Genomic DNA, 12887 nt, shown 5'->3' on the forward strand with positions numbered 1-12887 from the left:
ATGACAAGCGCCTTTCGCTTGTCATTCGGGGCCACGCCCGTGACCCCCCTCACAAATTCAGTCCTTTCTAGCCACAACACCTGCCCCGGACATTGACTTGATACCTACTTGATCAAAGTATGTGCAAATCTCATACGAGATGATCAATTAAACAACAACAATGTAGGTCTAACAATGAAACAATGGCTTAAAGCAGCAGCTATGCTGTGTGTTCTCGCATGGTCCGCACCCACCCTCGCATGGTGGGACTCTACTCCATCCGACTACACCGATACCCAATACCCCGTTGTGCTGGTACACGGAATGTTTGGCTTTGATTCCATTGCCGGTGTTGATTACTGGTACGGTGTTGCTGAAGATTTGCGCAAATACGGCGCTGACGTCTACACCACCCAGGTACCGGCCCTGGACAGCACGATTGCCCGCGGCGAAGCGCTCCTGCCTCAGGTTGAGGCCATCGCGGCAGTTCATGGCAAGGTTAACCTGGTCGGTCACAGCCACGGCGGCCCCACCGCCCGATACGTCGCCCATGTACGACCGGATCTGGTCGCTTCCGTTACTTCCGTGGGCTCACCCCATAAAGGGTCTCCGGTTGCCGACCTGATTGTCGGCTCTCCGGCCGAAGGCCTGGGCGCCACATTGGGCAATGCGCTGGGCGGTCTCATTGATTTGTTGTCAGGCGGCGGCTACGACCAGGATATGAGCGCCAGCCTGTATTCACTGACTACCCAGGGAAGCGCTGAATTCAACAACTTTGCACCAGACGGCGTTCCGTCCACTGCCTGCGGTGAGGGCGCGTATTCCGCCAATGGGGTGCGTTTCTACTCCTGGGGGGGCACCGGCGTTCTGACCAACGCCCTGGACCTGTCCGATGCCCTGCTCGGCACCACCAGCCTGGCCTTCGCATTCAGTGACAACGACGGCCTGGTGGGGCGCTGCAGCAACCACTTCGGCAAGGTCATCCGGGACAATTACTTCATGAACCATCTGGATGAGGTCAATCAGACCCTGGGCCTGCACAGCCTGTTCGAAACTGATCCGAAGGCCGTGTTCCAGCAACACGCCAACCGGTTGAAAAACGCCGGGTTATAACAAAACAGCAGTACTGTCCCGGTGGCTGACTCAGCCACCGGGCATCAGAACACGCCTTCAATCCCCACCAAAGCCGTCTGCCGACGGTAGTCATAGCGAGTGAGACTGCTCTGGTTATCCCTGAACATCCATTCGCCCCTTACGAACCAGTGGTTACTCAAGGCGTATTCCGTCAACAGGGTGCCCTGCGTGCGCTTGTCGACCCGGCGCTCGGTTTCCAGAACGCCCTGTGAACTGAACAGACGGTGGGGATCCGCATAGCGGCTGTGACGGTAACTGCCTTCAACTCCGACGCTCCAACGTTGCGACACCTTATAGCGGAGTGTTAACTCTGCCATATGCCGCTGTGGAGACACGCTTACGAACTGCTCACCCGCTTCCAGGTCCTCTCGGGCATTCAGGTCCCAGCGATACTGAGCATCAATGCGCCAGTGGGTGTAATCCTTACGCCCCTTCAGGCGGGCCTGGTACCACTGACCGTCATAGGCCTCAAACCCGTCACCGCCTTCAACATACCCGGATGACACCGATGCCTGACACCGCGAGCCGGAACCTGCATAGGGACACTGGTCAAGCCGATAGGAGAGATCGAGCCGATAGGTACGCTCAAGTGCATCAGAATCAAACCAGGACTGGCTGATACCAGCGGTGACGCCGGCTCTGCCCGGCCCAAGGCCTGTCAGCCAGCCAGCTCCGAACTGAAGAAGGTCGGTATCAAATTCGGACTCCGAAGGATATTGGCGAGAGTATGCCGCGCCTTCCAGCCGAAAAACCGAGTCGCCGGACTGGTAGACATCTGCCGACCCTGCCGCCAGCAACTCACCAAAGCCGCCTTCGCGGCCGGAGCTCCCGGACTCCGGGACACTGGCAATGTTGTTATCGTAGCCCCCCGCCAGGGACACATAGCCCATCCAGGGCATCGGGGGGTGGGCGGCCGATTCGGTTTCTCCTGCCTCCTCAAGCTGGATAGCGGCCAGCGCCCGAATTTTCTCGGGAGAAGACTCTGCAGAGGCGCGGACGAACCACCTGTTGGCAGCCTCCAAATCACCCGCGGCCTTGGCTACCAGCCCCAGGTTATATTCCGCCAGTGCTTTGTTGGCGGTTTCAAGCAGCGCAGAGAATGCGTCTTCGGCCAGATCGTATTCACCCAACCGGTAATACACAACACCGAGGTTGTACAGCAGGGAATGACTCTCAAGCCCTGCCGCCCGCGCGTCTTCAAACGCATGTCTGGCCGACTCAAGATCCCCGCTCTGGAAGTGTTCAATACCGGCAGCCATCCGTTCTCTGGGAACGTCGGAGGCAGCTGCCGGAGCAGAAATGGTCGCTATCAGCAACAAGCAAGATAGAGTGGAAAGCCGAACTGCAGCCTGCAAACAGATCTCTCCGGAGCCTGAGGAAAACGTTCACCGGCGTGCTGGCTTCAAGGCCAGTATCGCCGACGTTAGTTCAGGAGAGTATAACAAGGAGAGGCAGGAAAAAAGTGCGCTGCCGTAAGTACGCACCGCTTCGTACCAGCAAAGGGAAACTTCTGTTCTGTTGTCGAACGGTTACAGCTCGAGGTTATCCTTATCAAGCTTATCGCTGGCGCCGTCCAATAGTTCACCAACACCATCGGTCACATCACCCGTCCCCGGCAAGTCGCTGATATCGTCCTTGCCGGGTAACGTGTCCAGCAGTCCATCATTGCCGGGACGATCAGAGTCAATGATCTCGCGCGCTTCGCTCGCCCTTTCGGAAGCCGACTCGCCAATCTCCTGCCCACGCTCCATGGCGTCCAGAGCAGTGTCAATATCCGGCCGTTCCGGACGGGCAGGAACGTCAGGCGCGCCCCGGCGATCAGCTTTCCCCGACACCATGGGCTCGGGCAATTCGATCTCCCGAACCACTGAACTGGTCAAATCTTCGTCATCCACAACCATTCGCATGGTCACATCCAGGTCATCCCTGGCCTGAGCCATTGCTGGTAATGCAAATAGCGCCACCAGGCACATCAGTGCCGGCTTTAACCACTGCCTGTCGTGCGTTGTCATGATGCTGGCTCCGTGTTATCTGCCCTGGTCTGACCGGGGATCGCTGCCCTGAAGGTTTTCTGGCGCTGGCCATCGTCAATGTGCGCCACCAGGTCCCCGGTTCCGGGGAACAGCACCCGGAGCGGCAATGCCAGAACATTCTCGCCCTGCTCCAGATCGACTTTCCAGCTTAACTGTTGCCTGCCGGGGAACGTTGCCAATTCGACATTGGCAGGCAATTCCAGCGTCAGTGTCACGTTCTCAAGCGGCTGACCTGAACTGAAGGCCAGGCGCACCGTCTGGATCACCGGCTCGCTGGCCACCGGAGAGGCGTTGACCGACGGCTCAGAAGTCTCCGACTGACTGGTCGCAACCGCAGGCTGAGACGTATCCACGCCAGGTTTCAAACCCACCCCCAAGGCTATACCCAGTGCCAACGCGGCAGCGATAGCGCCACCAACCACTGGGGTGCTCCAGCCACGGTGAGCGGATCCTCCGTTGGCACGGGCGCTGGCAGCAGCCAATACCCGGGTCTCAAAATCCGGTGATGGATCCGGAATGGCATAACGATCAGCAAAGGTCGACTGCAGCACTTTCTCATTGGCCAGCCCTGTCGCACAATGAGCACAGTCCGCCACATGCCGCTCCATCCGGGCAGCCTGATCCGCAGACAACTCATTTAACAGGTAGGGAACCAACAGTTCCCGGTATTCACGACAAGACATATCCATCACCTCATTCTTTCACACGTCCGATGTCTGAAAAAGGTTCCAGTTCCCTTTGCAGTTTTTCCCGCAATGCCGCCCGGCACCGGTGCAACCGCGATTTAACCGTACCCAGCGGGATATCAAGAACCTCTGCAATGTCCTCCTGCCGCCAGCCATCGACATCGTGGAGCATGATCAGGGCACGCTGGTCCGGGGCCAGGGTCGCCATGACCTGATCCAGGACAGGCCCAAGACGACTGATATCCAGCTGCACATCCGGCCCCGCGTCATCCGACGCAAAACTCTCCAGATAGGCCGACTGGCTTTCCGCATCCACAACTTCACTAAGGGGGCGATCTGACTGCCGCCCCTTGCGGCGCACCTGGTCGATAAAGTGTCGGTACAGAACACGGTTCAGCCAGGGCCTCAACTGATCTACCGTTTCCAGTTCATCCAGACGGGGATAGAGCTTGACGACGACGTCCTGAACCAGATCCTCCGCATCCTGCTGTTGCCCCGCCAGACGAAAGGCAAAGCGGTACATGGCCTGCAAATGCGGCTGAACCAGCTTTTCAAATCGTTTGGACTGTGAAGGTCGGAAAGGAAGTAATGCCAAAACAGGTACTCGCCCTTGCTTTAAAAGCGTTGTCTGACTGGAGTCGGTCGACAAGTCTATACCAGTTAGCGGATACGTCATACGCAGACTTTATCCGACCGATTGAGTTTTATGTCCAGAAAATGAGAAAACGTTCACAATAATGCAGGAACCCGGTAACCACTCCTATCGTTTAATAAGTGACATGTAGCGCGTTTCCAGCGTTCTGCACTTTCAAAATAATAGACCACGGAGGTTTATATGAACCGCTCTCTGAAACTCTTTACGGTTGCTGCCCTGGCTGCAGGGGTTGCTGCCTGTGGTGGTGGCAGTTCGGATTCCGACGCAACCGGCACCGTTTCCTTTGGCCTTACGGATGCGCCGGCAACTGAATTCAGTAACGTCACCGTTGCGTTTACAGAGATCCAGCTGAAGCCTGCCGATGGTGACTGGATTTCATTCCCGCTGGACGGGTTTGAAACCGTTAACTTGCTGGACTTGCAGGGTGGCGTCACCGAACCACTCATTACCGATGAAGAAGTCGTGGCGGGCAACTACACGCAACTGCGCCTGATTGTTGATACCGAAAATTCGTTCGTGACCCTTGTCGACAATCCTGACGCTCCGCTTACGCTGGCCGTACCCTCTGGCGAACAGAGCGGCCTCAAGCTGCAGGGCGAGTTTGTTGTGGCGGCCGATACCAGCACCGACTTCACCATCGACTTCGACGTCCAGAAAGCCGTCGTCAATCCTGCTGGGCAGGCGCTGGCCGATTATATGCTGAGACCTGCCCTGCGCTTGGTGAACAACCTGGAGGTTGGCTCCATTGCAGGCACTGTGGACGCATCTACGGTTATCGCGACCGAATGTGAGAATGCAACAAACTACTCTGGCATGGTTTACGTGTATGAAGGATCAGATGCCACTCTGGATGACCTGGGAAGTGAAAACGAACCTCTCGTGGCAGTCCCGGTATCTGACGAGGACAACGATGGCACCTATACCTACAAGGCGGCATTCCTTACCGAAGGCAATTACACCGTCAGTTATTCCTGCTCAGCCGACGACAACGAAATTGATCAAGATCTGACGTTCGTTGGCAAACAGGATGTAACGGTCGAAGCGGAAACAGAAACACCCGCCGACTTCGAATAACCTGACACAAAAAACCCCGCCAAGGCGGGGTTTTTTAATGCCAGTATTTTTAGAGAGCCCCAGCCCTCTGCTCAGCCTGATCCGCACCCGCCACATTTCCCCGGGCCCTGCGAATATCCGCCAGCAACAACCATCCGGCCCGCTGCAGCCGGGCATCACTCCCCGCCAGAGACAGACCCTTAAGCGTAAACTGCTCGGCTGAACCAAGCTGCTCCATGGCGACATAAGCTTCGGACAGCTTGAAGTACACTTCCGCTGATCGTGGCGCAATCCGCTGCGCCCGTTCGAGCTGCGCCACCGCCGCCGCGGCATCCCCTTGCGCCAGGTAGCCATCGGCCTTCCTGATCAGGCTTTGTGCCGCCGGAGACAATTGATCACCGGAGTCCTGATAGCTCGGTGAACTTGTGCGCCGGTCCGGCGCCGGCTCTGGTGGCTGCTCACTCTTGCGTTCGGTGCGGGTCTCCTCTTCCCTCGGAGACGTGCGGGGCGGCTCGGGGGCTTCCTCCACATCGCGGGAGGCGCCACCCGCCGGAACGTATATGGAACCGCCGGGCGAGGCACAGCCGGCGACCGTCAGCGTCAACGCCAGCAAACCGGCATTTCTCAGGGTTGTCGTGTTCATTGGAAAAGTCCTTCAAACCAGCCTCGGATCCGCCGCTCCAGATTGCCTGAGCAGGATACCTGCTGGTCAGGCTCGCTACCGGCCATAAACGGAACCAGGCGTGCATTGTCGCAGTGCTCATCACTCAGAGCCTGCCGTTGTGTGTTGACCCAGTGGTAATCCACGCCATCCGGTACCACCGGGGAAAACCCATGCTGGGGCACCTGTGACATGAACCTTGCCCACACCGGCAAGGCACCGGTCGCCCCTGTCAGGGATGTCGGGCCATTGTCGTCGCGCCCCACCCAGGTAACCGCCATCAAATCGCCGCTGAAACCGGCAAACCAGGAATCCCGGCCATCATCCGTGGTACCGGTTTTTCCTGCCAGGCTCAGTTGTTGTGGCACGAACCGGTACACCGAACGCCCAGTTCCCTCCTGCATGGTTTCCTGCATTGCGTACTGTACAAGGTGAACGGCAGCAGGGTCCGCCACCTGATCCACCTCCAGGCTGTAGCGGGACAAAGCCTCGCCACCGGCATCCGTTACCTGGCGGATCGTCCGCAGTGGCGTATTGAAGCCGGACGTCGCCAGCCCCTGGTAGATCTGCGCCACGGTCACCGGCGTCATGGACACAGACCCCAGCAGCATGGAGGGATACTGGGATATCGGACTGGTCACGCCGAAATCCTGAAGCGTATCCCGGACCGAATCCACCCCTACGTCAAGGCCAACCCTGACCGCCGGCAGATTATAGGAATGGGACAGAGCCTCGTGCAGCGGAACCTCGCCACGCTCCTTGTGATCGTAATTATCAGGCTCCCAGCGGCGATCATCGTCGAAGACCAGGGAAAACTTCTTGTCTTCCACTGGCGAGATCAGCGTGTAGCGTTCCGGATTCTTCAGGGCCGTCAGATAGATGAACGGCTTGATCAGTGAGCCGATCGGGCGCCTTGCATCCAGAGCCCGGTTGAAACCGGCAAACTGGGGATCGCGACCACCCACCATCGCCAGCACCTCCCCGCTGTCACGGGAGGTAACAACCATGGCGGACTCCAGGGTGGTGTCGTTCGACCCCGAATCCATTCGGGACAGCATGTCTTCCACGGCGAACTCGGCGGCATTCTGTATCCCGGGGTTCAGGGTGGTAAAGATGCGCAGCCCCTCGCTTTGCAGGTCCTCTTCCTTGTAATCCCGCGCCAGGTGACGACGGACCAGATCGATGTACGCCGGATAACGGTTTTCCGAATACGATGGCTTCTCACTGACCCCCAGTGGCCGGGCTTTCGCCTGATTCGCTTCGGACTCGCTGACAATGCCTTCCTCTGCCATCACATCGATAACCAGGTTCCGGCGCTCCATGGCCCGTTCCGGGTGACGGCGCGGGTTGTAGTAGCTCGGCCCTTTGACCATGGCCACCAGCAGCGCAGCCTGATGCAATCCCAGATCCCGGATCGACTCCCCGAAATAGAACTGGCTGGCCAGTCCAAAACCGTGGATGCTGCGGGTCCCCGCCTGCCCCAGATACACCTCGTTCAGGTAGGTTTCAAGAATGTCGTCTTTTTCGTAGTGCAGCTCAAGGAGCACAGACATCAACGCTTCGTTACCCTTGCGGATCAGGGTTTGCTCCCGGGTCAGGAAGAAATTCTTGACCAGTTGCTGGGTCAGCGTACTTCCGCCCTGAACAATCTGACCGGCCTGGAGGTTGACCATCATGGCCCGGGCAATGGACAACGGTGCGACACCGTAATGATCATAAAACCCGCGATCCTCAATCGTCAGCAGCGCTTCCTTGACCAGCCCGGGCACCTCATCGAGCTGCACCAGCACCCGGTCTTCCTTATGAGCGGGATAGATACCGCCGATCTGGGCAGGCTCGAGACGGACGATGGGGGAGTTCTCGCCGGACACCACCCGGAAATCCTGAACCTGATCCCCGTAGATCGTTAACGCAAGCCGGCGCCGGGGCGCCAGGCCATCGGCAAACAGGAAGCCACGGGAGCTGATCACGAAACGGCCGCCATTACGGCTGTAGGTTCCGGGCCTGATGCCGTCGCCCTTGCGGAACCCCGACAATTCCAGCTCGCGCTGGAGGTCGCCGGAACTGATGCTGGCGCCGTCATAAAGCTCCAGGGGGCGGGCATAGACCCGGGAGGGTACCTCAAACCGCCGTCCCTCGAAGCGGGAAGTGACCACCGCATCCAGATACACCATCCAGCCGGCAAGCAATACCAGCCCGGTCAGTGAAACGCGCCAGAACAGGCGCCAGAACCAGGGCCGCTTTGCAGAACTGCCCTTACCGGATTTTTTCTTCGCAGACTTTTTCGGGGGTGATGTTTTTTTCATGGCGCGATTATAACGAAAGCATCGGCCCGGAAGGCAGGTTATCCATGTGTTATTTCTGTAATCTGCCCGTTATGATAGGTCCAAGAAAAATCAACAAGTTCAGGGAATGCGAGGAGAGAGCTTTGAGCGACACCAACACCCACGACCTGATTCTGGCGCTACAGAATGAGGCGCTGTATGACCATCCGGTCACGGAATTCCAGGTTTTCGAGACTCACATCTCCCAGGTCATCCTGACTGGCGATTATGCTTACAAGATCAAGAAGCCCATGGATTTCGGCTTTCTCGATTTCTCCACGCTGGACCGCCGCAAGCACTTTTGCGAAGAAGAGCTGAGACTGAATTCCCGCCTCGCGGAAAGCCTTTACCTGGACGTAGTGCCGATCACCGGAACCCCGGACAACCCACAAATCGGAGGCGATGGGGAAGCGTTTGAGTATGCCATCCGCATGCACCAGTTCGATCAGAACGAGCTGTTCGATGTTCGCCAGGAAAAAGGCGCGCTGACACCGGAGCTGCTGACCAGCCTGGCCCGGCAGGCCGCCGGTTTCCACGAACAGTTGCCGACAGTGGCCAGCGACAAACCCCTGGGCACGCCGGAGGCGGTCTACGCCGCCATGCAGGAAAACTTTGACCAGATCCGCCCCCTGCTTGATGACAAGTCATTGCTGCAACAGCTGGACAACCTGGAAGAGTGGACGCGCACCACGTTCGAGCGCCAGCGGGAGCTGATTGCCAGCCGACGGGAAAACGGGTTTGTCCGCGAATGCCACGGTGACCTCCACCTCTCCAACATCACCGTATTCAACGGCGAGGTTACCGTCTTTGACTGCATCGAGTTCAATGAGCCCTTCCGCTGGATTGATGTCATCAATGACCTGGCGTTCCTGCTGATGGACCTGGAATCCCGCCGCGAGCCGGCATTGGCGAATCTGGTGCTGAACACCTACCTGGAATACCGGGACGACTTCGGCGCCCTGCCGCTGCTGCCCCTGTACAAGGCCTACCGCGCCATGGTCCGGGCCAAGATCGCGCTGTTCACCCTGGGCAATCCCTCGCTCTCGGAAGCCGAAAAAGCCGGGCTCATGCAGCGTTATCAGGACTACGCCCAACTGGCGGAAAGCTACAGCGCCATTCCCAATCCTTACATGCTGGCAACTACCGGCCTGTCCGCCAGCGGTAAAACCTGCGTCAGTGCAGCAATGGCGGAGGAGCTCGGACTGGTTCGCTTGCGATCGGATGTCGAGCGCAAACGACTGTTTGGCCTGGGGCCACTGGATCAGAGCAAATCGCCCGCCGGCGGCAACATTTACACGCCAGAAGCCACCGGGAAGACCTATCAACGGCTCGCCGACATCGCCAGCAACCTGCTTGGCGCCGGCCTTCCGGTCATAGTGGATGCCGCCTCCCTGAAACAGAGTGAGCGGACACTGCTGACGGATGTGGCGGAAAACCAGGGGATTCCGTTCGCGCTGATCCATTGTGAAGCCCCGGAAGATCTGCGCAGAGAGTGGATTCGCAAACGCTCCGGCGATGCCTCAGAAGCCACTGAAGAAATCCTCGATGCCCAGCAAACCTGGTTTGAACCGCTGACGACCGAGGAAAAGACCCACACCATCCACCTCCACACCGATCAGGAGCACGTTGCCGAGGCGGTTGCTGACCGGATACGTCAGCACTTCGGGCTGGGATGACCAGCGCCCCATCATGGCAACGGGTTTGCCAACCGGCTGAACTCAGGGAGGGCCAGTTTGTCGAGTTCACACTCGTCAAGGGCAATCCTGAGCAACAAACAATGGATCAGCGGGGCTTCGTGTTCCGCCGCAGCGGCAAGGTTTATGCTTATCTCAACCGCTGCCCGCATCTGGGCATTGAACTGAACTGGATGCCCGGTCGCTTCATGGATGCGGATAACTGCTTCATTCAGTGCGCCACCCATGGCGCACTGTTTCTGCCAGACAGCGGTGAGTGCATCGCCGGCCCCTGCCAGGGGGACGCCCTGATCCCCCTGGAGGTGACCGAAACCGGTGACGATCTTCTGGTCAGGCGTCCAGAATAACGGGCACAGGGCTGGTCAGCGCCAGCCTGCCGGTGGGCCCCGCCTTATTGCCAAGATCCGCACGGTAAGCGAGCACTTCCACCCCCGCGCCGACCGCCTCTCTGAGCAACACCCCATAGGTGGCATCAATATGGTCCGCCGGACGCACCGACTCGATCCCGGTGTGGTTGACCACGAACAGCAAGACCGCACGATCCCCCGCCGCCACTTGCGCCATCAGTTCCCGCAGGTGTTTCTGCCCCCGCGTGGTCACGGCATCCGGGAAAAACCCTGAGCCGTCCTCACACAGGGTGACGTTCTTGACCTCGACCCAGGCATCGGCGAGCTCGTCGTGCCCCGACAAGTGGAGATCAATACGGCTTTTCTCAGCCCCGTAACGGACTTCACTCCGGCAACTACCATAGCCTGACAACTCTTTCACCCGACCGGCCTCAATGGCCTCTCTCGCCTGGGCATTGGGGCGCGCGGTATTGATGCAGGCCAGCACCCCGGGCGCGGTCTCCACCAACTCCCAGGTGTAGCGAAGCTTCCGCTTGGGGTTGTCACTCTCACTCAGCCAAACCCGCGCATTATCCGGCTGGCAGCCCAGCATTGAGCCCGTGTTGGGGCAATGGGCCACCACCTCTGAGCCATCGTCCAGCAGCACATCCGCCAGAAAACGCTTGTAACGTCGAATCAATTTGCCTTTAATCAGGGGTTGGGGGAAGTTCATGGAGGTCTCCGTGTGAAAGTCTGATCACAAGGCTGGCACCCCTGTGACTTATCTGCTATTTTCCGCAAATTCCCGTTTCAGGACGAATGCTTCATCCAGGGTTAAACCGCGCAGCCAAGGCTGGCGCGGCGGGAAGCAAAGCGTTCTTGTGAAGTACAAACAAGAGGCCGGGTTCAATGGCAAACACTGCAGAACAACCACGCGAACGTTTTACCAACTTCACCCCTTATGAAATGAAGAAGGGTGAAGAGTACATGAGTGCTGAAATGCTGGAGCACTTCAAGAATCTGTTGCTGCGCTGGAAGCAGGAACTGATGGAAGAAGTGGACCGCACCATGCACCACATGCAGGAAGACGCCGCAAATTACGCGGATCCAAGCGACCGCGCAACCCAGGAAGAAGAATTCAGCCTGGAACTGCGCACCCGTGACCGTGAGCGAAAGTTAATCAAGAAAATCGACCAGACCATCGATCGCATTGACAAGGACGACTACGGTTTTTGTGACCAGTGCGGCGTGGAAATCGGCATTCGCCGCCTGGAAGCACGTCCGACGGCCACCCTGTGCATTGACTGCAAGACCCTGGCGGAAATCCGCGAGCGTCAGACCGGCATCTGAGCCGGACCATCGTCAGACCAACCGGCCTGGTAGCAATAGCGGGCCGGTCAACTGATTGCTATGGTTGATATCCCTTACCGCGGTCGGTTCGCCCCCTCCCCCACAGGCCCGTTGCACTTTGGCTCCCTGGTGACCGCACTGGCCAGCTACCTGGAAGCCAGGACCCGGCAGGGCCATTGGCTGGTCCGCATTGAAGACCTTGATCCCCTGCGGGAGAGCCCGGAAGCCACCGACAGCATCCTTCACAGCCTCGACTGCCACGGACTGCAGCCAGACGAACCCGTGCGCTTTCAGTCACAGCGGCACGATGCCTATCAAACCGCTATCCATCAACTACTGACAACCCGGTCGGCCTACCGCTGCGGCTGCTCCCGAAAACAGCTGAAACAGCATCACGGCCGGCATCCGGACCATTGCCGTGACGGTAACCGCCCGCCGGCAGACCGCCCTTATGCAATTCGATTCGCCCTTCAGGATGAAACCTGCCACTGGTCGGACGATTTGCTGGGGCCGCAGGTTCAACCGGTCACCGCCGAGGTGGACGACCCGGTCATTCTGCGCAAGGAGGGGTTCTACGCGTACCAGCTGGCCGTAGTGGTCGACGATATCGATCAGGGTATTACCGACGTGGTAAGGGGATCCGACCTGCTGGACATGACAGCCCAGCAACAACAGGTTTACCGGGCGCTGGGCGCAACCCCGCCGCGCTGGCTCCATATCCCAGTCATTCTCAATGCCGAAGGTCAGAAACTCAGCAAGCAGAACCACGCCCCGGCACTGGACGATCAGCAACCTGCCCGGAACCTGGCCCAGGCTCTCGAAGCCCTGGGGCAAAATCCACCACCAGAGCTGCACCTGCAGCCGGTCGCCGATGTTCTTGCCTGGGCAACCAGACACTGGCAGCGGGAGGCAATCCCCCTGACATCCCGGTAAGCTACATGGTATAAGGAGCTGTTCAGAGGCTCCGAGCCTTTCACAAACTTCAGCGCGGA

13 protein-coding genes are annotated in these 12887 nt (G+C 58.6%); 6 read left to right on the top strand and 7 right to left on the bottom strand.

Features of this window, described 5'->3' with window-relative positions; genetic code table 11:
• The first annotated feature begins 174 nt into the window (after positions 1 to 174).
• Positions 175 to 1092 carry a lipase family alpha/beta hydrolase gene (locus ACQUWM_RS16070; protein WP_407001325.1) on the top strand — a complete coding sequence of 306 codons (918 nt, stop codon included), beginning with the start codon at positions 175 to 177 and terminating at the stop codon, positions 1090 to 1092.
• A gap of 44 nt (positions 1093 to 1136) precedes the next feature.
• Here the strand turns inward: ACQUWM_RS16070 and ACQUWM_RS16075 are convergent, their stop codons facing one another.
• The 4 genes from ACQUWM_RS16075 to ACQUWM_RS16090 form a co-directional block, all read right to left on the bottom strand.
• Positions 1137 to 2372 carry a tetratricopeptide repeat protein gene (locus ACQUWM_RS16075; protein WP_428922823.1) on the bottom strand — a complete coding sequence of 412 codons (1236 nt, stop codon included), beginning with the start codon at positions 2370 to 2372 and terminating at the stop codon, positions 1137 to 1139.
• Positions 2373 to 2642: 270 nt separating this feature from the next.
• Positions 2643 to 3125, bottom strand: a complete 483-nt coding sequence (locus ACQUWM_RS16080) for a hypothetical protein (RefSeq protein ID WP_407001327.1) — start codon at positions 3123 to 3125, stop codon at positions 2643 to 2645.
• Complete coding sequence (locus tag ACQUWM_RS16085; protein ID WP_428922824.1) at positions 3122 to 3829, bottom strand: anti-sigma factor family protein; 708 nt, start codon at positions 3827 to 3829, stop codon at positions 3122 to 3124. The genes ACQUWM_RS16080 and ACQUWM_RS16085 overlap by 4 nt, the downstream gene beginning before the upstream one ends.
• Positions 3830 to 3839: 10 nt before the next feature.
• Positions 3840 to 4427 (bottom strand): RNA polymerase sigma factor, encoded by a 588-nt coding sequence (locus tag ACQUWM_RS16090; protein WP_407001329.1) that lies wholly within the window; start codon positions 4425 to 4427, stop codon positions 3840 to 3842.
• Between the two features lie 240 nt (positions 4428 to 4667).
• On the opposite strand from ACQUWM_RS16090, the gene ACQUWM_RS16095 reads away from it, so the two are divergent.
• On the top strand, positions 4668 to 5561 hold the full coding sequence (locus ACQUWM_RS16095) for a DUF4382 domain-containing protein (protein ID WP_428922825.1): 894 nt from the start codon (positions 4668 to 4670) through the stop codon (positions 5559 to 5561).
• 49 nt (positions 5562 to 5610) lie between these two features.
• On the opposite strand, the gene ACQUWM_RS16100 is transcribed toward ACQUWM_RS16095, so the two are convergent.
• Both ACQUWM_RS16100 and mrcB read right to left on the bottom strand, forming a co-directional pair.
• On the bottom strand, positions 5611 to 6183 hold the full coding sequence (locus ACQUWM_RS16100; protein WP_428922826.1) for a tetratricopeptide repeat protein: 573 nt from the start codon (positions 6181 to 6183) through the stop codon (positions 5611 to 5613).
• Positions 6180 to 8507, bottom strand: coding sequence for a penicillin-binding protein 1B (gene mrcB / locus ACQUWM_RS16105; RefSeq protein ID WP_428922827.1), 2328 nt, complete (start codon positions 8505 to 8507; stop codon positions 6180 to 6182). Before mrcB ends, ACQUWM_RS16100 begins: the two co-directional genes overlap by 4 nt.
• 71 nt (positions 8508 to 8578) lie before the next feature.
• Here mrcB and ACQUWM_RS16110 point away from each other — a divergent pair, with 71 nt between their 5' ends.
• Positions 8579 to 10201 (top strand): AAA family ATPase, encoded by a 1623-nt coding sequence (locus tag ACQUWM_RS16110; protein WP_428922828.1) that lies wholly within the window; start codon positions 8579 to 8581, stop codon positions 10199 to 10201.
• On the top strand, positions 10198 to 10566 hold the full coding sequence (locus ACQUWM_RS16115) for a Rieske (2Fe-2S) protein (protein WP_407001334.1): 369 nt from the start codon (positions 10198 to 10200) through the stop codon (positions 10564 to 10566). The genes ACQUWM_RS16110 and ACQUWM_RS16115 overlap by 4 nt, the downstream gene beginning before the upstream one ends.
• On the opposite strand, the gene sfsA is transcribed toward ACQUWM_RS16115, so the two are convergent.
• Positions 10550 to 11278, bottom strand: a complete 729-nt coding sequence (sfsA, locus tag ACQUWM_RS16120) for a DNA/RNA nuclease SfsA (protein ID WP_428922829.1) — start codon at positions 11276 to 11278, stop codon at positions 10550 to 10552. The two genes, ACQUWM_RS16115 and sfsA, sit on opposite strands and share 17 nt — an antisense overlap.
• Before the next feature lie 176 nt (positions 11279 to 11454).
• Between sfsA and dksA the strand changes: the two genes are divergently transcribed.
• Entirely contained in the window at positions 11455 to 11895 is a 441-nt protein-coding gene (gene dksA / locus ACQUWM_RS16125; protein ID WP_406988951.1) for an RNA polymerase-binding protein DksA, read from the top strand.
• 60 nt (positions 11896 to 11955) lie between these two features.
• Positions 11956 to 12828: a tRNA glutamyl-Q(34) synthetase GluQRS gene (gluQRS, locus tag ACQUWM_RS16130; protein ID WP_428922830.1), complete on the top strand. Its 873-nt coding sequence runs from the start codon at positions 11956 to 11958 to the stop codon at positions 12826 to 12828.
• Positions 12829 to 12887: the final 59 nt, after the last annotated feature.

Source organism: Marinobacter sp. DUT-3 (genome assembly GCF_050379435.1).
Classification (GTDB): domain Bacteria; phylum Pseudomonadota; class Gammaproteobacteria; order Pseudomonadales; family Oleiphilaceae; genus Marinobacter.

Excerpts from the sequence above, each read along its gene's own strand:
- ACQUWM_RS16110 (WP_428922828.1), top strand. The coding sequence starts at position 8,579 with ATGATAGGTCCAAGAAAAATCAACAAGTTCAGGGAATGCGAGGAGAGA.
- ACQUWM_RS16080 (WP_407001327.1), bottom strand. The coding sequence starts at position 3,125 with ATGACAACGCACGACAGGCAGTGGTTAAAGCCGGCACTGATGTGCCTG.
- sfsA (WP_428922829.1), bottom strand. The coding sequence starts at position 11,278 with ATGAACTTCCCCCAACCCCTGATTAAAGGCAAATTGATTCGACGTTAC.
- ACQUWM_RS16085 (WP_428922824.1), bottom strand. The coding sequence starts at position 3,829 with ATGTCTTGTCGTGAATACCGGGAACTGTTGGTTCCCTACCTGTTAAAT.
- ACQUWM_RS16100 (WP_428922826.1), bottom strand. The coding sequence starts at position 6,183 with ATGAACACGACAACCCTGAGAAATGCCGGTTTGCTGGCGTTGACGCTG.
- ACQUWM_RS16075 (WP_428922823.1), bottom strand. The coding sequence starts at position 2,372 with ATGGCTGCCGGTATTGAACACTTCCAGAGCGGGGATCTTGAGTCGGCC.
- dksA (WP_406988951.1), top strand. The coding sequence starts at position 11,455 with ATGGCAAACACTGCAGAACAACCACGCGAACGTTTTACCAACTTCACC.
- gluQRS (WP_428922830.1), top strand. The coding sequence starts at position 11,956 with ATGGTTGATATCCCTTACCGCGGTCGGTTCGCCCCCTCCCCCACAGGC.
- ACQUWM_RS16115 (WP_407001334.1), top strand. The coding sequence starts at position 10,198 with ATGACCAGCGCCCCATCATGGCAACGGGTTTGCCAACCGGCTGAACTC.
- ACQUWM_RS16095 (WP_428922825.1), top strand. The coding sequence starts at position 4,668 with ATGAACCGCTCTCTGAAACTCTTTACGGTTGCTGCCCTGGCTGCAGGG.
- ACQUWM_RS16070 (WP_407001325.1), top strand. The coding sequence starts at position 175 with ATGAAACAATGGCTTAAAGCAGCAGCTATGCTGTGTGTTCTCGCATGG.
- mrcB (WP_428922827.1), bottom strand. The coding sequence starts at position 8,507 with ATGAAAAAAACATCACCCCCGAAAAAGTCTGCGAAGAAAAAATCCGGT.